The 19,249-nt window shown below is 62.1% G+C and carries 17 protein-coding genes and 1 pseudogene; 7 read left to right on the top strand and 11 right to left on the bottom strand.

Annotation, left to right across the window (positions count from 1 at the left end; all coding sequences use genetic code 11):
• Positions 1-2 precede the first annotated feature (2 nt).
• Positions 3-1,355 (bottom strand): 3-oxoacyl-ACP reductase, encoded by a 1,353-nt coding sequence (locus PFU01S_RS13185; protein WP_028687896.1) that lies wholly within the window; start codon positions 1,353-1,355, stop codon positions 3-5.
• A gap of 116 nt (positions 1,356-1,471) precedes the next feature.
• Between PFU01S_RS13185 and PFU01S_RS13180 the strand changes: the two genes are divergently transcribed.
• Positions 1,472-2,749 (top strand): acetyl-CoA C-acetyltransferase, encoded by a 1,278-nt coding sequence (locus tag PFU01S_RS13180; protein WP_028687897.1) that lies wholly within the window; start codon positions 1,472-1,474, stop codon positions 2,747-2,749.
• Positions 2,750-2,856: 107 nt separating this feature from the next.
• Positions 2,857-3,636, top strand: coding sequence for an AraC family transcriptional regulator (locus PFU01S_RS13175; protein ID WP_027915180.1), 780 nt, complete (start codon positions 2,857-2,859; stop codon positions 3,634-3,636).
• A gap of 70 nt (positions 3,637-3,706) precedes the next feature.
• Here PFU01S_RS13175 and PFU01S_RS22930 read toward each other — a convergent pair whose 3' ends face one another.
• From PFU01S_RS22930 to PFU01S_RS13155, 5 genes and pseudogenes are all read right to left on the bottom strand, one after another.
• Positions 3,707-4,435 (bottom strand): methyl-accepting chemotaxis protein, encoded by a 729-nt coding sequence (locus PFU01S_RS22930; RefSeq protein ID WP_371920049.1) that lies wholly within the window; start codon positions 4,433-4,435, stop codon positions 3,707-3,709.
• Between the two features lie 129 nt (positions 4,436-4,564).
• Positions 4,565-5,494: pseudogene (locus tag PFU01S_RS22925) on the bottom strand (cache domain-containing sensor histidine kinase); the annotation flags it as partial.
• A 333-nt stretch (positions 5,495-5,827) separates the two neighbouring features.
• A complete protein-coding gene (gene cueR / locus PFU01S_RS13165) occupies positions 5,828-6,238 on the bottom strand; it encodes a Cu(I)-responsive transcriptional regulator (RefSeq protein WP_027915182.1) in 411 nt (136 codons plus the stop codon).
• Positions 6,235-8,631: a heavy metal translocating P-type ATPase gene (locus PFU01S_RS13160; protein WP_028687898.1), complete on the bottom strand. Its 2,397-nt coding sequence runs from the start codon at positions 8,629-8,631 to the stop codon at positions 6,235-6,237. Before PFU01S_RS13160 ends, cueR begins: the two co-directional genes overlap by 4 nt.
• A gap of 51 nt (positions 8,632-8,682) precedes the next feature.
• On the bottom strand, positions 8,683-9,069 hold the full coding sequence (locus PFU01S_RS13155; RefSeq protein ID WP_028687899.1) for a hypothetical protein: 387 nt from the start codon (positions 9,067-9,069) through the stop codon (positions 8,683-8,685).
• Positions 9,070-9,206: 137 nt separating this feature from the next.
• Here PFU01S_RS13155 and PFU01S_RS13150 point away from each other — a divergent pair, with 137 nt between their 5' ends.
• From PFU01S_RS13150 to PFU01S_RS13140, 3 genes are all read left to right on the top strand, one after another.
• On the top strand, positions 9,207-9,404 hold the full coding sequence (locus PFU01S_RS13150) for a heavy-metal-associated domain-containing protein (RefSeq protein WP_028687900.1): 198 nt from the start codon (positions 9,207-9,209) through the stop codon (positions 9,402-9,404).
• A 98-nt stretch (positions 9,405-9,502) separates the two neighbouring features.
• Positions 9,503-10,684, top strand: a complete 1,182-nt coding sequence (locus tag PFU01S_RS13145) for a multidrug effflux MFS transporter (RefSeq protein WP_028687901.1) — start codon at positions 9,503-9,505, stop codon at positions 10,682-10,684.
• 342 nt (positions 10,685-11,026) lie between these two features.
• Positions 11,027-11,740 carry an ArsR/SmtB family transcription factor gene (locus PFU01S_RS13140; RefSeq protein ID WP_027915187.1) on the top strand — a complete coding sequence of 238 codons (714 nt, stop codon included), beginning with the start codon at positions 11,027-11,029 and terminating at the stop codon, positions 11,738-11,740.
• 5 nt (positions 11,741-11,745) lie between these two features.
• On the opposite strand, the gene PFU01S_RS13135 is transcribed toward PFU01S_RS13140, so the two are convergent.
• The 5 genes from PFU01S_RS13135 to PFU01S_RS13115 all read right to left on the bottom strand — a co-directional run bounded on the left by PFU01S_RS13135 (position 11,746) and on the right by PFU01S_RS13115 (position 16,117).
• Positions 11,746-12,693 (bottom strand): adenosine deaminase, encoded by a 948-nt coding sequence (locus PFU01S_RS13135; protein ID WP_028687902.1) that lies wholly within the window; start codon positions 12,691-12,693, stop codon positions 11,746-11,748.
• An 85-nt stretch (positions 12,694-12,778) separates the two neighbouring features.
• Complete coding sequence (locus tag PFU01S_RS13130; RefSeq protein ID WP_028687903.1) at positions 12,779-13,465, bottom strand: SDR family oxidoreductase; 687 nt, start codon at positions 13,463-13,465, stop codon at positions 12,779-12,781.
• A gap of 384 nt (positions 13,466-13,849) precedes the next feature.
• Positions 13,850-14,434 (bottom strand): IMPACT family protein, encoded by a 585-nt coding sequence (locus PFU01S_RS13125; protein WP_028687904.1) that lies wholly within the window; start codon positions 14,432-14,434, stop codon positions 13,850-13,852.
• A gap of 9 nt (positions 14,435-14,443) precedes the next feature.
• Positions 14,444-15,106, bottom strand: coding sequence for a TetR/AcrR family transcriptional regulator (locus tag PFU01S_RS13120; protein ID WP_023535181.1), 663 nt, complete (start codon positions 15,104-15,106; stop codon positions 14,444-14,446).
• 90 nt (positions 15,107-15,196) lie between these two features.
• The gene (locus PFU01S_RS13115) at positions 15,197-16,117 is read right to left on the bottom strand and encodes a LysR family transcriptional regulator (RefSeq protein WP_027915191.1); all 921 of its coding nucleotides are present in this window, start codon (positions 16,115-16,117) and stop codon (positions 15,197-15,199) included.
• A 115-nt stretch (positions 16,118-16,232) separates the two neighbouring features.
• Between PFU01S_RS13115 and aptA the strand changes: the two genes are divergently transcribed.
• Together aptA and PFU01S_RS13105 are read left to right on the top strand one after the other, a co-directional pair.
• Positions 16,233-17,579 carry an omega-aminotransferase AptA gene (aptA, locus tag PFU01S_RS13110; protein WP_027915192.1) on the top strand — a complete coding sequence of 449 codons (1,347 nt, stop codon included), beginning with the start codon at positions 16,233-16,235 and terminating at the stop codon, positions 17,577-17,579.
• Positions 17,580-17,648: 69 nt separating this feature from the next.
• A complete protein-coding gene (locus PFU01S_RS13105) occupies positions 17,649-19,142 on the top strand; it encodes a CoA-acylating methylmalonate-semialdehyde dehydrogenase (RefSeq protein ID WP_028687905.1) in 1,494 nt (497 codons plus the stop codon).
• Positions 19,143-19,249 lie beyond the last annotated feature (107 nt).

Here is a 19,249-nt window from a genome sequence, read left to right as displayed (position 1 = left end):
GCTCAGGCCCCCATCAGTGCTTGGCCGCACACCCGCAGCACCTGGCCGCTCACGACACCGGAGCCAGGTTGGCTAAGCCAGGTGATGGCTTCGGCCACATCCTGGGGCTTGCCGCCCTGGCCGAGCGAACTCAGGCGTCGCCCTGCCTCGCGCAAGCCCATGGGCATGGCGCCAGTCATATGGGTCTCAATGAAGCCAGGCGCCACTGCGTTGATGCTGATGCCTTGCTCGGCAAGCGTCGGTGCCCAGGCCTGAGCCAAGCCAATCAGCCCAGCTTTGCTGGCCGCATAGTTGGATTGCCCACGGTTGCCGGCGATGCCGCTGACCGAAGCCAGCAGGGTGATGCGGGCGTCCGCGTGCAACGCGCCGTTATCGAGCAGGGCCTGGGTCAGCACCTGCGGAGCCTTGAGGTTCACCGCCAGCACGGCGTCCCAATATTCGGGGGTCATGTTCGCCAGGGTCTTGTCACGGGTGATGCCTGCGTTGTGCACCAGGATGTCGAGGCCATCGGGCAAGGCCGCCAGCAACTGTTCGGCGGCGTCACTGGCGCAAATGTCCAGTGCTAGCGCCTTGCCACCCAGGCGCGCAGCGAGCGCCTGCAATGGCTCGCTGGCCTGGGGCACATCGAGCAGCAACACGTCGGCACCGTCGCGGGCCAGGGTTTCTGCAATGGCGGCGCCGATGCCGCGGGCAGCCCCGGTGATCAGCGCACGCTTGCCGCTAAGCGGCCGTGTCCAGTCCTCCACCTGAGCCTGGCAGGGCTGAAGGCGCAGCACCTGCCCCGACACGAAGGCGCTCTTGGGTGACAGGAAGAAGCGCAAGGCGCCTTCGAGTTGAGATTCGGCGCCATCACCCACGTACAGCAACTGTGCAGTAGCGCCGTTGCGCAGCTCCTTGGCCAGTGACCGGCTGAACCCTTCAAGCGCACGCTGGGCGACGCTGGCCATCGGGTCAGCGACGGCCTCAGGCGGGCGACCCAACACCACGATATGGGCGCAGGGCGCCAGGTTGCGCAGCAGCGGCTGGAAGAATTCGCGCAACTGCGTGAGCGCATCGCTGTCGGACAAGTGACTGGCATCGAACACCAGCGCCTTGATCTTGGGGCCCAACCCGGCGACCCAGGGTTCGCACTGGAGGCCTTGGCCGTTGAAACCGTAAACCGCGTCGGTCAACCGCGCTGCGAGTGTTTCGACCTGGCGTGCCAAGGGGCCGCCGCCAAGGACCAACGGCCCGTCCACTGGCCGCATGCGGCCCGCTTCCCAGCGCTCCAGGGTGGCTGGACGAGGCAGGCCCAGGCTGTCGACAAGTTTGCGGCCGAGGCTTGAGTTGGCAAAACCAAGGTAGCGATCACTCATGGTGGGTCCTCCGAAAGCAAGTCTGACAGTGTGGACCAGGATTGTGGCCAGGTCGTTCGAATGCAGCAAAAACACCTAGGCTCTACGGATCAAATTGTTTCAGGAGGAACATGCGCATGCGCTCACTTCGCCGGGTCGCTATCTTGGGCGGCAATCGAATCCCATTCGCCCGTTCCAATGGTGCGTACGCCACCGCCAGCAATCAGGACATGCTGACTGCCGCACTCGAGGGGCTCATCGAGCGCTACCGCCTGCACGGCCTGCGCCTTGGCGAAGTGGTGGCAGGGGCGGTACTCAAGCATGCCCGGGACATGAACCTTACGCGCGAGTGCGTGCTGGGTTCACGCCTGTCGGCCTCGACCCCCGCCTATGACATTCAGCAGGCCTGCGGCACCGGGCTTGAAGCTGCATTGCTGGTGGCCAATAAAATTGCCCTCGGGCAGATCGACTGCGGCATCGCCGGCGGCGTCGACACGACCTCCGACGCACCCATCGCCGTGAGCGAAGGGCTGCGCCGAATGATGTTGCAGGCCAACCGGGGCAAGACGCTGGGTGACCGACTCAAGCCTTTTCTGGGCTTGCGGCCTCACCATCTCAAGCCGTCGCTGCCGCGCAACGGCGAGCCACGCACCGGGTTGTCGATGGGCGAGCACTGCGAACGCATGGCCAAAACCTGGCGCATTGGCCGGGACGAGCAGGATGAGATGGCGCTGCGTAGCCATCAATGCCTGGCACGTGCCTACGAAGAAGGTTGGCAGGACGATCTGATGACCCCTTTTCGGTCGCTGACCCGGGACAACAACTTGCGCCCCGAGCTGACACGGGAGCAACTGGCCAAGCTCAAACCGGCCTTCGACCGCAGCGATGAGGGCACCTTGACGGCAGGCAACTCCACGCCGTTGACCGATGGCGCCTCGCTGGTGTTGCTGGGGACTCAGGAGTGGGCAGACCAACATGGCCTGCCGGTGCTCGCCTACCTGGTCGATGGCGAAACAGCCGCGGTGGATTTCGTCGACGGCCGCGAGGGCTTGCTGATGGCGCCCGTGTATGCGGTGCCGCGATTGCTGGCCCGCAACAACCTGACGCTGCAGGATTTCGATTACTACGAGATCCATGAGGCATTCGCGGCCCAGGTACTGTGCACCCTCAAGGCCTGGGAGGATGACCAGTACTGCCGGGACCGCCTTGGGCTGGATGAGCCGCTGGGGGCGATCGACCGTTCTCGGCTGAACGTGAAGGGCAGCTCACTTGGGGCAGGCCATCCATTCGCCGCAACGGGTGGGCGCATCCTGGCCAACTTGGCCAAGCTGCTGTCGACAGCGCCCCAAGGGCGAGGCCTGATCTCGATCTGCGCCGCAGGCGGGCAGGGCGTTACGGTCATCGTCGAGCGGTGAGCGTCGGTGTTGATCCGGCTGGGTGACCGAAGGTGGCCATCGAGCCGGATAACGCCGAGGGCGCCTGGGCTGTTAGGCTTGTCCGATCATCATGATAAGAAGTCGCCATGCCTGCCATCGGACATCCCCGTCCCATTCCAACGCTCGATTGCCTGCCTCGACCACTCTATGCCCGCGCCGAGCGACTGGTCGCCGGCTCGTGGACGACGTCGCATCAACACGACTGGGTGCAGTTTTCCTATGCCATCAGTGGCGTATTGGGGGTGTACACCCAGGCAGGCAGTTACTTCGCCCCGCCGCAATGGGGCGTGTGGATACCCGCGCAGGCCGAGCATGCGGTGTCCAGTTCGATGCAGGCTGAAATGCGCAGCCTCTACATACGCCGCGATGCCTGCCCTTGGGCGGCTGAGCGTTGCCGTGTGCTGGAAGTGACCCCCTTGGCCCGTGAGCTGATCAAGCAGTTCTGCCTGTACCCTGCACATTACCCAGAAGGCGATAGCGCACAGGCGCGTCTGGTCGCCGTGCTGCTTGACCAGTTGCAAGCGTTGCCAGAGGTGGCGTTTTCGTTGCCGCTGCCGCAACACCCAGGCTTGCTTGCCCTGTGCAATGGCCTGATCGCTGCACCGGAGCAGCCGCAGACCTTGCAGCAATGGGCGCGCGAACTGGGGTGTTCGGAAAAGACCCTGATGAGGTTGTTCCAGCGCGAGACCGGGTTGAGCTTTCGCAACTGGCGCCAGCGCATGCGCCTGCTGTCGTCCTTGACCGCGCTCGAGGCGGGGCACACGGTCACTGACGCGGCGCTGGGCTGCGGGTACGACTCGACCTCCGCCTACATCGCCGCGTTCAAGCAGCTGTTCGGTGCCACGCCAGGCGAGCTTAAACTCTAGCGGCTTACCTGGTGCGGCGCCCCGCGGGCCGGGTGAACGTGCACGCCCGATACTCGCGAGGCTTTTGCCGTCAGGTACGGAACCTGCGGACCAGCGCGTCCAGCTCGTTGGACAGGCCGGCGAGGCTTTCGGAGTCCTGGCGGGCTGCCTGGGCCAGTTCTGCCACCAGCTGGGCATCGCCGTGGATCTGGCTGATGTGCCGGTTGATGTCCTCGGCTACTTGGTGCTGCTCTTCGGCTGCCGTGGCGATCTGCGTGTTCATGTCACGGATAACGTCCACCGACTCGCGTATTTGACCAAAGCTGTCGCGGGCCATGCCGATACGGCTCACCGATTGCTGCGAAACTTCGAGGCTGGCGTGCATTTGCGCCGCCACCTCGGCCGTACGCCCGGCCAGGTTGCCCAGCAGGCCGTCGATTTCGGCCGTGGAGTCGGCGGTTCGCTTGGCCAGGGCGCGCACTTCATCTGCCACCACTGCGAACCCACGCCCTTGCTCACCGGCACGGGCCGCTTCGATGGCGGCGTTGAGCGCCAGTAGGTTGGTCTGCTCCGCAATGGAACGGATAGTGCCCAGGATCGACTGGATGGCGTTGCTGTCGCGCTCAAGCTGCTGAATCGACTGCGCCGACTGTTCGATCTCGTGGCTCAGGCGGTCGACGCTGCTGACGGCGGCATCGATCTGCTGCTGGCCTTCGCGCGCCTGCTGCTGGCCGCTGTCGGCCGACTGCGCCGCCTGGCTGCAGGAACGTGCGACCTCGTTGGCAGTGGCGACCATTTCATGGAAGGCGGTGGAGACCATGTCGACTGCCTCACGCTGGCGCCCGGCGGCCTCGGCCATGTCGCTGGACACGCGTGTCGAGCTGGTGGAGGTGTTGAGGATATTGCCGGCCGCGGCGCTGATGTGCTGGATAAGGCTGCGAATGGCCCCCAGGAACTGGTTGAACCAGCTCGCCAGCTGGGCAGTTTCGTCACGGCCGCGGATTTCCAGGTTGCGGGTCAGGTCCCCTTCGCCCTGGGCGATGTCCTCAAGCCCGTTGGTGACGCTGTTGATCGGGCGCACGATCAGTTTGGCGAAGGTGGCACCCACGACGGCGAACACGGCAGCCAGTACCAGCGCGACGATCCCGATCAGCCAGGTCAGGCGGGTGGTGGTCTGCATCACCTCGCGCTGCTCGATCAGCCCGATAAGCGTCCAGCCCAGCTGTTCGTCCGGGTAGATGTTGGCCATGTAGCGAACACCGTCCAGCTCGACTTCAGCCAGGCCCTTGCCGTGCTTGGCAAGCTCGGCGTAGCCGTCGCCGAAGCTCGCCAGTTGTTTGAAGTTGTGCGCGGTATCCCGTGGGTCTACCAAGACGTTGCCGTTATTTTCGACCAGCAGCAGGTACCCACTTTCGCCCAGCTTGATCTGCTTGACGATTTCGGTGAGGCCTTTGATGGAAACGTCGACGTTGACTACGCCGCCAGGGTTGCCCAGCTGGTTGGCCACGGCACGCACGGTGCTGACCAGTACGGCATCGTCGGCGGCCCAGTAGTAGGCACCGGTGCGCAGGGTCTTGCCAGGGTTGGCCATGGCCAGCTGGTACCAAGGGCGCGTACGCGGATCGTAGTTGACGAACTTCTGCCCTGCCGGCCAGCCGACGTAGCCCCCGTCGGCGACCCCGTAGGAGAGGTAGGCATAGGCAGGATGAGCATTGGCCAGGCTGGTCATGAACGCCAGAATCTTGCTCGATTGCTCGCCCAGCTCGTAGGACGGCGTGGCGCTCGTGTACTTGGTCAGCTCGTTGCCAGTGGCCGCCACCAAGGGTTGCGAGGCCATGTACTCCACGTTCTGGCTGATGCCTTGGAAGAAGATGTTCATCGCGTTGCTGACCTGACGGATTTCTCGACTGCTGCTGTCGAGGAAGCCGTCCCTGGCCTCGCCGCGTAGGTTGAGTACCACCAGGGTGGCCACCAGCACGATGGGCAGGGCGGCGATGATCGCAAAAGCCCAGGTCAGTTTCTGTTTGATGCTCATCGGCGCTCCCGAATTATTGTTGTCGACACATGAGGCAGGTACCTAATGCATCGGCAGCAACCGAATTTTATGTAGGAAAACGCCCGTAATTATTGGGCGAAGTCGCTATTGATGCCTATTCGGTCGCGTTTGGACGGGTATGCCCTATGAGCTTGGTTGCACGGGTGCCGGGAATGCTCAGCGGCAGCAGCGCCCCGGCGCTTCGTTGGCCAGTTCCTTGAGAATCGGGCAGTCCGGGCGGTCATCACCGTGGCAGCTGGAAACCAGCTCGACCAAGGTGTCGCGCAGGCTAAGCAGTTCGTCGATACGTTTGTTCAACACATCGATATGCTGGTTGGCCAGTGCTTTGACATCAGCACTGGCTCGCTGCCGGTCCTGCCACAAGGTGAGCAGCTTGCCGACCTCCTCGAGGGAAAACCCCAGGTCTCGCGAGCGCTTGATGAAGGCCAAGGCGTGCAGGTCGGCAGGCTGATAGATCCGATAACCGCTGTCGCTGCGCAGGGCAGGCTTGAGCAGGCCGATGGATTCGTAATAGCGGATCATCTTGGTGCTGAGCCCGGTCCGGGCCGCCGCTTGGCCGATATTCATGGTGCCTCCTGATCGAGGGCGGGCTTCCAGGCCTTGAGCAACAGCGCATTGCTGACCACGCTGACGCTGGAGAGCGCCATGGCCGCGCCGGCCATGACCGGGTTGAGGTAACCGAAGGCAGCCAGCGGGATGCCGACGAGGTTGTAGATGAACGCCCAGAACAGGTTCTGGCGAATCTTCGCGTAGGTTCTACGGCTGATTTCGAGGGCTGCCGGCACCAACCGCGGATCCCCGCGCATCAGGGTGATGCCGGCGGCCTGCATGGCCACATCCGTGCCACCGCCCATGGCGATGCCAATGTCTGCAGCCGCCAATGCCGGTGCGTCGTTGACGCCGTCGCCGACCATGGCTACGGCACCACCCTGCTTGAGGGTCTCCACGGTGGCGGCCTTATCCGCTGGCAGCACCTCGGCGTAGACATCGGTAATGTCGAGGGCGGCCGCCACGGCCATGGCGCTGCCCCGGTTGTCGCCTGTGAGCAGGTGGCTGCTGATGCGCTGGCTGCGCAGCGTCTGGACCGCCTGACCGGCTCCGGGCTTGAGGCTGTCACCGAATGCGATCAAGCCAAGCACGCTGGGCGAAGTCCCGCGCTGGACGAGCCAGGACAAGGTGCGCCCTTGTGCTTCCCAGGCGTCAGCCGACGCGGCCAGTTCGCCGGGTGCCAGGCCAAGGTCTTGCAGCAGGCGGCGATTGCCCAGTGCCAGGTCACGTCCATCGACACGCCCGGCAATGCCGCGGCCGGTCAGGGATTGGCTGTCAGTTACCTCGGGCACCCGCAGGCCACGCTCGGCGCAGGCGTCCAGCACGGCCTTGGCCAGCGGGTGTTCACTGCCGCGCTGAAGCGCGCCGGCCAATCGGTAAAGGTTGTCCGTATCGCCGTCCAGTGCTTGGCTATGCACCACGTTCGGGCTGCCGGAGGTGAGCGTGCCTGTCTTGTCGAACACGACGCGGTTGACGGCCTGCGCGCGTTCCAGTGCTTCGGCATCTTTTATGAGAATGCCGTGGCGTGCGGCAACGCCTGTACCCGCCATGATCGCGGCCGGCGTGGCCAGCCCCAGCGCGCATGGGCAGGCGATGACCAGAACGGCCACGGCGTTGATCACAGCGGTTTCGAACGGGGCACCGGCCAGCCACCACCCCATCAAGGTGATCGCGGCGAGTATCAGTACGGCGGGCACGAACACCTGGCTTACCCGGTCGACCAGTTTCTGAATGGGCGCTTTGGCGGCTTGGGCGTCTTCGACCAAGCGGATGATGCGCGCCAGGACGGTTTCGGTGCCAAGCGCCTGGGTGCGGACCAGCAACCGGCCTTCGCCGTTGATCGCACCCCCGGTGACGCTGTCCCCGGGTTGCTTGGCGACTGGCAGGCTTTCGCCGCTGATCAGGGCCTCATCGGCATGGCTGTGGCCGTCTTCGACGATACCGTCGACCGGAAAACGCTCACCTGGTTTGACCATGACCAGGTCACCCACGCGCAGCTGGGTGATGGCGACCTCCTGCTCCACGCCATCGATGACCCTTAGCGCACGCTCGGGACGCAGCGCTTCCAGCGCGCGTATGGCGCTGGCGGTCTGGCGCTTGGCACGGCTCTCCAGGTACTTGCCCAGCATGACCAGGGCGATGACCACTGCACTGGCTTCGAAGTAGAGGTGGGGTGTGCTACCCGATGGCGCGTTGGCCCATTGATAAAGACTCAAGCCGTAACCAGCACTGGTCCCGAGGGCGACCAGCAGGTCCATGTTGCCGCTGCGCGCACGCACGGCCTTCCAGGCCGCAACGTAGAAGCGGGCACCCAGGATGAACTGCACCGGCGTTGCCAGCAAAAACTGCGCCCAGGCCGGCAGCATCCAGTGCAGGCCCAACGGTTGTACCAGCATAGGCAACACCAGGGGAGACGCCAGCAGCAGCGCCGCAGCGACTGCAAGCCGTTCCCGGCGCAAGCGGCGCTGGATCGTCGCTTGTTCATTCTCGGGCGCGCGCGGCAGGCTGGCGTCATAACCGGCTTGCCCTATCGCATCGATCAGCGCCGCGTCCGGCACGCCGTCGAGAACGTCCAGGTGGGCACGTTCGTTGGCCAGATTGACGCTGACCTTCAGCACCCCCTGCACCTTGGCCAGCGCACGCTCGACTCGGCCGACGCAGCTGGCACATGTCATGCCGGCGATCTGCAATTCCACCGTATGACTGGGTACAGCGTAACCGGCTGCGTGGACGGCGTTGACCAGTGCATCCAGGCTATCGGCCGGCGCCTGCACACGGGCCTGCTCACTGGCAAGGTTGACGGTGACGTGATCTGCGCCGGTGACCTTGCGCAAGGCACGCTCCACTCGGCCAGCGCAGCTGGCGCAGGTCATGCCGGAGACGGGCAGGTGATAAGTGACGGGCGTGGACATGGTTTCCTCCTTGGGCACGCTGCCAGCATCAACCTTGCCACCTGGGGAAGGTCAATAGTCCAGCGGCGTTCGCTTGAGCTCCATCCCATAGTGGCCCATCGCGATGCGGTACTTGTTGATCTGCCCGGCTTGCAGGTTCAACCGGGTGCTACGTTGATCCTCAAGGCCCGGGGCGCAACCGGGTGTCTGCCCAGGCAGCAGGCGCAGGCGTACATCGACGGGGCCCGCAGGCAGGTTGAACGACGTGGACTGTTCCTGGAACAGTCGCCCCGCCAGTTGATCGTTGAGGTAGACACCGATCTCGCAACTGGTGGCCACTTCAAGCCGTTCGCGGGAAATGATCAGTACGCTGTAGGCCGAGTTGTCTTCGGCGGTGGCCGGCGGCACTGCAGCGAGCGCACCCAGCAGCCCGATGAAGCCCATTGCTGTCCTGAACATGAACACTCTCCTGCTTGCCTGTTTCAAAGTCGCAGCTTGGCCGAGGTGGACGCGAATTGCCACCTCCAGACACGCCCGCTTGACCTTGCCCCCATGGCAAGCTTGAAACTCGCTGAAAACCTTGAGGAGGTGTTTCCATGCACGTATTCACTGTAGAAGGCATGACCTGTGGCCATTGCGTGAAGGCGGTCACCCAAGCTGTTCAGGCGCTCGATGGCGCTGCCAAGGTCGATGTCGATTTGGCCAAGAAGCAGGTTCGCGTCGATAGCAGCGCCGACCCAGCGCAGATACGGGCGGCCATCCAGGAAGAGGGTTTCCAGGCCGAAATTGCGTAGGCGCTCAAGCTGGCAACGCTATTGTTGGATTGTTTTGCGCAGCACGGGGTCCACAGCAGGTAGAATGTGCAACTTTGTTAGCTTGCTATGGATTCCCGATGAACCTGCGAATGGTCCTTATCCTGGGCGCACTCAGTGCGTTCGGGCCTTTGGCGATCGACTTCTACCTGCCTGCCTTTCCGGCGATAGCCCAGGCGTTCGCCACTGATGAAAAACACGTCCAGACCACTCTGGCTGCCTACTTTCTCGGGTTGTCGATCGGGCAGCTCCTCTATGGCCCGGTAGCTGACCGTTTCGGTCGGCGCAAGCCGTTGCTGTTTGGCGTGGCGCTTTTTACCCTGGCATCGCTGGGATGCGCCTATGCGCCCAACCTGGACACCCTGATTCTGGCGCGCTTTGTCCAGGCACTGGGCGGCTGCGCGGGTATGGTGCTATCCCGGGCGATCGTCAGCGACAAGTGCGACCCGGTGGCTTCGGCCAAGGTGTTCTCGCAGCTGGTGCTGGTCATGGGCTTGGCGCCGATCCTTGCGCCCATGCTCGGCGGCGTGCTGGTCAACCATGCTGGGTGGCAATTCATTTTCCTGTCCTTGAGCCTGTTCAGTGCCGGTTGCCTGCTCGCCGTCAGCCTCGGGCTGCCTGAAAGCATGCCTGATCATATTCCCCGGCAGCCATTGTCAGGGGCTTTGCGTCAGTACCTGCGCCTGCTCGCCGACCGTGTGTTCCTGGGGCACGCCTTGACGGGCGGTATCGCCATCGCCGGCATGTTTGCCTACATCGCAGGCTCGCCGTTCGTGTTCATCAAGTTGTACGGAGTACCTGCCGAGCATTACGGGTGGTTCTTCGGTGCCAATGCTGCGGGGTTCATCCTGATGGCTCAGGTGAACGCACGCCTGCTGGCTAAACGCGGGCCCGCCTGGCTGCTGACCCGGGCGGTATGGGTATACCTGGCAGCAGGCCTGGTTTTGCTGAGCATGGCGGCAATCAGGCCCCCAGCGCTCTGGCCGCTATTGGTACCGCTATTCGTGTGCATAGCGAGCCTGGGCTTCATTCTGCCCAACGCCTCGGCTTGCGCCATGAGCGGGCAGGGCGCTCGGGCTGGCAGCGCGTCGGCCATGATGGGCTGCGTGCAGTTCAGTGTTGCCGCTGGGGCCGCGGCGTTGGTGGGTTTGCTGCACGATGGCAGCGCGGTGCCCATGGCGCTGGTGATGAGCCTGTGTGGGGCATTGGTGGTCACGGTTGCGCTGTTGACGCGGCGCTTGCAATTTAAACGCTCGGTATGAGGCGTGAAGAACCTTCGATTATATCTGCGCTATTTGGTGAAGACGGCTGTGGGCATCTTCCGAATTTGCAATAAGTGATATGCCTTAACTCACTCCATGCTGGGCCATGTTTCCTGTCAAACCGCCGATATACAGGCTGTTTTGCGAACATGCCGTTGAATAAGTCTCCTGCAAAGGGTAGCCCTACCCAGTGCATTTTTGCGACAACTAGGCCTGGGAGTGGCGCCAGGGTGGCTCCAGGTGCGGCTTATACTGACGAGCCAGGCCGGCGCGAGCGAGGGCGTTCGTGGGCCAGGGTCGGCCATCGCACCTACACAGTGAATATGCAGGAGTCACAGGGACATGAAAGCAGCCAGCAGCATCAGCCAGATCGCCAGCCTGATGGCCGACCCCAAGCGCAGTGCCATGTTATGGGCCTTGATCGATGGCACCCCCCGCCTGGCCAACGAGTTGGCCATCATGACCGGGCTCAGCGCCTCATCGGCCTGTGCACATCTTTCGCTGCTTTCTTCAGCGGGCTTGCTTCGGCATGAGGCCAGGGGACGCAAGCGTTATTTCCGCCTGGCAACGCCTCAGGTGGGCGCCGCTGTAGAGGCCCTTGCCAGCGTGCAACTCGAACAGGCAAGAAACCGTCATGCCCACACGCCGCGCCCTTCATTGCCCATGTCCGTGCGACGCGCCAGGCGGTGCGGCGATCACCTGGGCGGTGAGCTTGCAGGCGAACTCTACCATCGACTGGTAGTGGCTGGATGGCTGGATGGTTGTGGGCGGCAGTTGGTGGTCAGCGATGAGGGGCGAGCGCAACTGGCTCGCCTCGGCGTATACATCGATGCGCTGGCACCGCATCAGCCCCGAGCATGCACGATGTGCCGCTGCACCGAGTGGCACGACATGGAACCGCACCTGGGGGGCATTCTGGGCCAGGCGCTGTTCCGGCTGTTCCTGCAATCAGGGTGGATGCGCGAGGCCGAAGATACCCGGGCGTTGCACATATCACCGCTGGGTATCCAGCAGATCAATCGCATCGCCCGGGTCGAGACGCTGCAGGTGGGCTGAACGCGTCAGACCAGGCGCGCATCCAGGCTGTTCTGGGCAAGCCGGCGAGCTTGCTCTTGGGTCATACCCAGGTGAGTGTGCAGGGCGTGGAAGTTTTCCGTCACGTAGCCACCGAAATAGGCTGGGTCGTCCGAGTTGACGGTGACCTTCACGCCTTTTTCCAACATGTCGAGAATGTTGTGTTGGCTCATGTGGTCGAACACGCACAGCTTGGTGTTGGACAGTGGGCACACGGTCAAGGGGATCTGCTCCTCGACGATGCGCTGCATGAGGCGCTCGTCCTCGATGGCGCGCACACCGTGATCGATACGCTTGATCTGGAGCATGTCCAGCGCTTCCCAGATGTACTCGGGCGGGCCTTCCTCGCCGGCATGCGCGACGGCCACGAAGCCTTCGCTGCGTGCCCTGTCGAACACACGCTGGAACTTGCTCGGTGGGTGGCCCATTTCGGAACTGTCCAGCCCAACGGCAATGAATGCGTCGCGAAACGGCAGGGCCTGGTCCAACGTCTTGTGGGCTTCGTCTTCGCTCAGGTGACGAAGGAAGCTCAGGATCAGGCCGCTGCTGATGCCCAACTGGTCACGGCCATCCTTGAGTGCCTGGTTGATGCCATTGAGCACCACTTCGAAAGGGATGCCGCGGTCGGTGTGTGTCTGTGGATCGAAGAAGGGCTCGGTGTGAATCACATTCTGCGCTTTGCAACGCTGAAGGTAAGCCCATGTGAGGTCATAGAAGTCCTGTTCGGTGCGCAGAACGTCGGCACCCTGGTAGTACAGGTCGAGAAACTCCTGCAAGTTGTTGAAGGCGTACGCACCGCGCAACGTCTCGACATCAGCCCAAGGCAGGGCAATCTTGTTGCGCTCGGCCAGGGCGAACAGCAACTCGGGTTCCAGGGAGCCTTCAAGGTGCAGGTGCAGTTCGGCCTTGGGCAGGGCGTTCAACCAGTCATACATATAAGGTGATCTCAATCAGGTACGGTTGCCGCCATTCTACAGGGCCCGGCCCGGCCGTGCGCCCCAATGGCGGCAACCTGCCCAATCACCAGACCAAGGGTTCGCCCTTGTAGTTGATGAAGCGCAGGCCCGCCGTTCCACCCTGGGCCTTGATCTGCTCGAGCATGCCACGCGTGCTGGTCAACACGTCGATCTCCGCGTTTTCTCCGCCCATGTCGGTTTTCACCCATCCTGGGTGCATGGCCAATACGCACAGGTCATGGCGCTGCTGGGCCACCACAAAACTGTTGATCATGGAGTTGAGGGCCGCCTTGCTGGCTTTGTACAAGCAAATCTCCCCGCCATCAGGCACTGCGACACTGCCCAGAATGGAGCTCATGAAGGCGAGTACGCCGGTATGTTCACGTACATATTCAACCAGGCGGCGTGCGACACGAATCGGTGCAACGACGTTGGTCATGAACAGGTCACCGATTTCTTGGTGTGTGACGTTTTCCACATCCTGTGGGAGAGGGCCCATGACACCTGCGTTGATAAACACCAGGTCGAATAGCTGGCCGGTCAGACGCTCGGCCAGGGTGTCGAGTTGGGCTGGGTCATTCATTTCCAGCTGTTCGATACGCACGCCTGGAACATCAGCCAGAGCGCCTGGTGTTTGCAGAGTGCGTACGGTGGCGGTGACCTCCCATCCGTCTTCGTACAGGCGGTTGACCAAGCCTAACCCCAGGCCACGTGAGGCCCCGATGATCAGAGCGGTTTTTGAATCGGCCATGAGCGTGCTCCGTATGATTGTCAGAGCCACTGAGCATAATCCATAGGGCGCGGGGTCGTGCCAGGTCATTCGTGTTGTTGCTCGGGAGAGCGTTGCTGCTCGAAAAATGAGCGAACCTCGGTGCGGCCTTGTGCAACAGGCGCCCTGTCGTTCCACTCACGGGTTATCCACAGGCTGCTCCACAATTAATGTGTGCAAACCGCAGCGGTCCAACCTTATTGCCACCTGCGCATGGGGATAACTCGGGCCGGCTTTGGTCAAGCCGCCGATCCAGCAACCGTGGTCAAATTTTGAACAAACCTGTGGAGGGCTCATGCTTATTGGGCTCTAGGCGTATGCCCCAAGCTTATCCACAGCCAGGCCCACAGTTGCTGTGGGCAATACTCAGCAACTCTCCAACAGGATCCGGCCGCGGCTCAGGTCTGCCAATTGCTGCTGCAGTGGCTGCCTGTGGGCATCTTCAAAGGCAAGCCTCAGGTCTACACCATTGGCGGTGAAGTGCTCTTCAAGCACCAGACCCTGAACGTCGGCGATCCGCAGTTTCACCAATGCCAACTCGCTGAACGCACAACTGCAAGTGAACTCGCTGCGCTGTACCAGCAGGCGCTTGGGGGCCTGCTGCAGGCATTTGTTGGCACCGCCGCCGTATGCCCTGGCCAACCCGCCGGTGCCAAGCTGAATGCCACCGTACCAGCGGATGACCAGTACTACTACCTGATCGCAATCCTGTGCCTCGATGGCTGACAAGATCGGGCGCCCGGCCGTGCCGCCGGGTTCACCATCGTCGCTGCTGCGGTATTGAGCACCGATTTTCCATGCCCAGCAATTGTGGGTGGCGTCGGGGTCGCTGTGACGCTCGATGAAACTCATGGCATCGCTGGCACTGTCGATGGGCCCGGCCAGGGTAATGAAGCGGCTTTTGCGAATGTCCTCGCGGTATTCGCAGAGGTCGAGCAGGGTAGAAGGCATAAATGTCGGTCAGGCAACTGGCGCGATGCCGCATCCTTTGAGAATGATGTGGATAAGGTTGGTGCTGGCATCTTCCATGTCTTGCTTGGTCAACCGGCTGCGGCCAGTGACTTGGCAGATCTGCGTGGCGAAGTCGGCGTAATGCTGGGTACTGCCCCATAGCAGGAAGATCAGGTGGACGGGGTCGACAGGGTCCATCTTGCCGGCGTCCATCCAGGCCTGGAACACTGCCGCCCGGCCCCGGAACCACTCGCGGTAGTCAGCGCTGAAGTATTCGGTCAGGCATGAGCCGCCGCTGATGACTTCCATGGCGAAGATTCGGGACGCCTGCGGGTTGCGCCTGGAGAACTCCATCTTCGTGCGAATGTACCGGCTAAGCGCCTCGCCCGGGTCGTCCTCGACGCTCAAGGCGTTGAAGGTGCTGTCCCATAGCTCGATGATGTTGCTGAGTACGGCAATATACAGGCCCAGCTTGTTGGTGAAGTAGTAATGCAGGTTGGCTTTGGGCAGCCCCGCCTTGAGGGCGATGGTGTTCATGCTGGTGCCCTTGAAACCATGACGGGCGAACTCGTCTTCGGCGGCCTTGATGATGGCCTGTTCGTTTTTCTGTCGAATACGGCCTGCGGGTTTGCCGGAGGCGGATAGGCGATGCGCAGGGACTTCTAATGTCATGAACGATTCCGTGCAGGGGGATGGCTGCGTCTGTAGGACAAGATTACCTTCCCACGGCAAAGTAACAAGCATTGGCGGCAGAGAGTGGCATCAACGTGTCGCAGCCAGACTTTCCAGAAAACTCTCAAGCACCAGGTTGGGCCGTCTGCCTTTTCGCGTCACCCAGCTCAAGCTCAGGTCATAGAAACGTTGCTGCGGCTTGAGCGCTCTCAGCCTTCCTTGCTGGACCCAGAGCGCAGCGTAGTGATCAGGCAAGTAACCCATGTAGCGCCCTGTCAGGATCAGAAACGCCATGCCTTCGCGATCAGAGGCGCTGGCCGTGCAGTTGAGCACCTGGTAGTGGGCCTGGACTTCGGCAGGCAAGCGGAAGGTTGGGGTAATGGCTTCCTGGCGATTGAGGCGCTCATCGTCGAGCAGATGGTCATCGGCGTAGAACAGCGGATGACCGACGGCGCAGTACAGCAGCGAGCGTTCGCTATACAGCGGTTGATATTCCAGCCCCGACAACGGGCTGGTCTGGGGGACGACGCCCACATGCAGGCTACCATCTAGAACGCCGTGCTCCACCTGGCTGGGTGCAATCATGCGGATCTGGATACGCACGTCCGGACCTCGGTCCTTGAGTTCAGCCAGCGCATGGGTGATGCGCATGTGCGGCAGGGTGACGAGGTTATCGGTCAGGCCGATGTTCAACTCGCCGCGCAAATGCTGGTGCAGGCCGTTGACTTCGGTACGGAAGGTCTCCAGTGCGCTCAGCAGTTGCAGCGCCGAGTGATAGACCTCTCGGCCTTCCTCGGTCAACGAGAACCCTGCACGCCCGCGCTGGCACAGGCGCAAACCCAGACGCTGCTCAAGATCGTTCATCTGCTGACTGATAGCCGATCGCCCGATACCCAGCACGTTTTCCGCGGCGGAAAACCCGCCACATTCCACCACGCTGCGGTAGATTTTCAGCAGGCGAATATCGAAGTCGCTGACTTGGGCAAGCGGATCGGGGCGTCGGCTCATCAGTTTAGTCGTGGCCTGTGTAAAGGTTAGAAATGCAGGCTTTTTCAGACTTTATCGCCGTGCCAAGTTAGCTGCAACAACATCCATCGTTGCCTAATCGTCTCTCGAGGAACCGCCGATGAACATGCTCCAAACCGCGCCTGCCGGTATCGCCAGCCAGCTCAAGCTGGATGCGCACTGGATGCCCTATACCGCCAACCGCAATTTCCAGCGCGATCCTCGGCTGATCGTGGCGGCCGATGGCAACCATTTGGTGGACGACAAGGGGCGCAGGATTTTCGATGCCCTGTCAGGTTTGTGGACATGTGGCGCGGGCCATACCCGCAAGGAAATCACCGAGGCGGTGTCGCGTCAGATCGGCACCCTGGACTATTCGCCGGGGTTTCAGTTCGGGCACCCGCTGTCCTTCCAGCTGGCTGAAAAGATTGCCGAACTGACCCCGGGTGACCTGAATCATGTGTTCTACACCAACTCAGGCTCCGAATGTGCCGATACGGCGCTGAAGATGGTGCGCGCCTATTGGCGCTTGAAAGGCCAGGCCACCAAGACCAAGATCATTGGCCGCGCCCGTGGCTACCATGGGGTGAACATCGCGGGTACCAGCCTGGGCGGTGTCAACGGCAACCGCAAGATGTTCGGGCAGTTGCTGGACGTCGATCATCTGCCCCACACCGTATTGCCGGCCAACGCGTTCACCAAGGGCCTGCCGGAAGAAGGCGGCATCGCGCTGGCTGACGAGATGCTCAAGCTGATCGAGTTGCACGACGCGTCCAATATTGCAGCGGTGATCGTCGAGCCGCTGGCGGGTTCGGCCGGCGTGCTGCCGCCGCCCAAGGGTTACCTCAAGCGTTTGCGTGAAATCTGCACTCAGCACAATATCCTGCTGATCTTCGACGAAGTGATCACCGGCTTTGGCCGCATGGGCGCGATGACCGGCGCCGAGGCCTTCGGCGTTACGCCTGACCTGATGTGCATCGCCAAGCAGGTGACCAACGGGGCGATCCCCATGGGGGCCGTGGTCGCCAGCAGCGAGATCTATCACACCTTCATGAACCAGCCGACGCCGGACTATGCCGTGGAATTCCCCCATGGCTATACCTACTCCGCACACCCGGTCGCCTGCGCGGCAGGTCTTGCCGCACTGGATCTGCTGCAAAAAGAAAACCTCGTGCAGTCTGCTGCCGACCTGGCACCGCATTTCGAGAAGCTGCTGCACGGCGTCAAAGGCACCAAGAATATCGTCGATATCCGCAACTATGGCCTGGCAGGCGCCATCCAGATCGCCGCCCGGGACGGAGATGCCATCGTTCGCCCTTATGAAGCGGCCATGAAACTGTGGAAAGCGGGCTTCTATGTGCGGTTCGGTGGCGACACCTTGCAGTTCGGCCCAACCTTCAATACCAAGCCCGAAGAGCTGGACCGTCTGTTCGATGCCGTGGGCGAGACCCTGAACCTGATCGACTGATTTCCTGCGTTCAAGGCAGGCGTTTGCCGCAGGCACGCCTGTCACGCCTCTTTTTTTCTGGAGTGTTACATGAGCATTGTTCAGCACCTGATCAACGGTGACCTGGTTACCAAGGGCGAGCGCACCGCCGATGTGTTCAACCCTTCCACTGGCCAGGCCATTCGCAAGGTCGAACTGGCCAGTCGTGCGACCGTGCAGCAAGCCATCGATGCCGCCAAAGCCGCGTTCCCGGCCTGGCGCAACACCCCGCCGGCCAAGCGCGCGCAAGTCATGTTCCGTTTCAAGCAGCTGCTCGAGCAGAACGAAGCGCGAATCGCACAGATGATCAGCGAGGAGCACGGCAAGACCCTGGAAGATGCCGCCGGTGAGTTGAAGCGCGGTATCGAGAACGTCGAGTTCGCCTGTGCTGCACCTGAATTGCTCAAGGGCGAGTACAGCCGAAACGTAGGACCCAATATCGACGCCTGGTCCGACTTCCAACCGCTGGGCATAGTGGCGGGTATCACGCCCTTCAACTTCCCGGCGATGGTGCCGCTGTGGATGTATCCACTGGCAATCGCATGCGGCAACGCATTCATTCTCAAGCCGTCGGAGCGCGACCCCAGCTCGACGCTGTTCATCGCCCAGCTGTTGCTGGAAGCGGGCCTGCCCAAGGGCATCCTCAATGTGGTGCACGGTGACAAGGAAGCGGTGGATGCCCTGATCGAGGCACCGGAGGTCAAGGCGCTGAGTTTCGTGGGTTCCACGCCGATCGCCGAGTGCATCTACGCTGAGGGTACCAAACGTGGCAAGCGCGTCCAGGCACTGGGCGGCGCGAAAAACCACGCAGTGCTGATGCCCGATGCCGACCTGGACAACGCCGTCAGTGCGCTGATGGGGGCTGCCTATGGTTCGTGCGGTGAGCGTTGCATGGCCATTTCGGTCGCGGTATGCGTGGGTGACCAGGTGGCCGATGCGCTTATTGCCAAGCTTGAGCCGCAAATCAAGGCACTGAAGATCGGTGCGGGCACATCGTGCGGCCTGGACATGGGGCCGCTGGTCACGGCGGCTGCTCGCGACAAAGTGGTTGGCTACATCGAGGAAGGCGTAGCGGCGGGGGCCAGGCTCGTTGTCGACGGTCGCGGCTTGCGCGTATCGGGTAATGAAGAAGGCTATTTCGTTGGCGGCACCTTGTTCGACAAGGTGACCCCGCAAATGCGCATCTACAAGGAAGAGATTTTCGGGCCGGTGTTGTGTGTAGTACGGGTCGACAGCCTTGAACAGGCCATGCAACTGATCAATGATCACGAGTATGGCAACGGTACCTGCATCTTTACCCGTGACGGTGAAGCGGCGCGGTTGTTCTGCGATGAGATCGAAGTAGGCATGGTGGGGGTGAACGTTCCGCTGCCGGTCCCTGTGGCCTACCACAGCTTCGGCGGTTGGAAGCGTTCGCTGTTTGGTGACCTGCATGCCTACGGGCCGGACGGCGTGAGGTTCTACACCCGGCGCAAGGCCATTACTCAACGCTGGCCGCAACGTGCCAGCCATGAAGCATCGCAGTTCGCGTTCCCTAGTTTGTAAGCGTGCTGTAAACGAAGAAGGAGGCCACGGGGCCTCCTTCTTCTATATAGCGTCATGGTTCATTCATGTACGGCGTCTTTCCCACCCACGGCCTGAATATTTCAAAT

Origin of the sequence: Pseudomonas fulva NBRC 16637 = DSM 17717, assembly GCF_000730565.1 — a bacterium.
Lineage (GTDB): Bacteria > Pseudomonadota > Gammaproteobacteria > Pseudomonadales > Pseudomonadaceae > Aquipseudomonas > Aquipseudomonas fulva.
The sequence above is the reverse complement of the archived record's forward strand: the minus strand, read 5'-3'. Positions and strand labels throughout refer to the sequence as shown.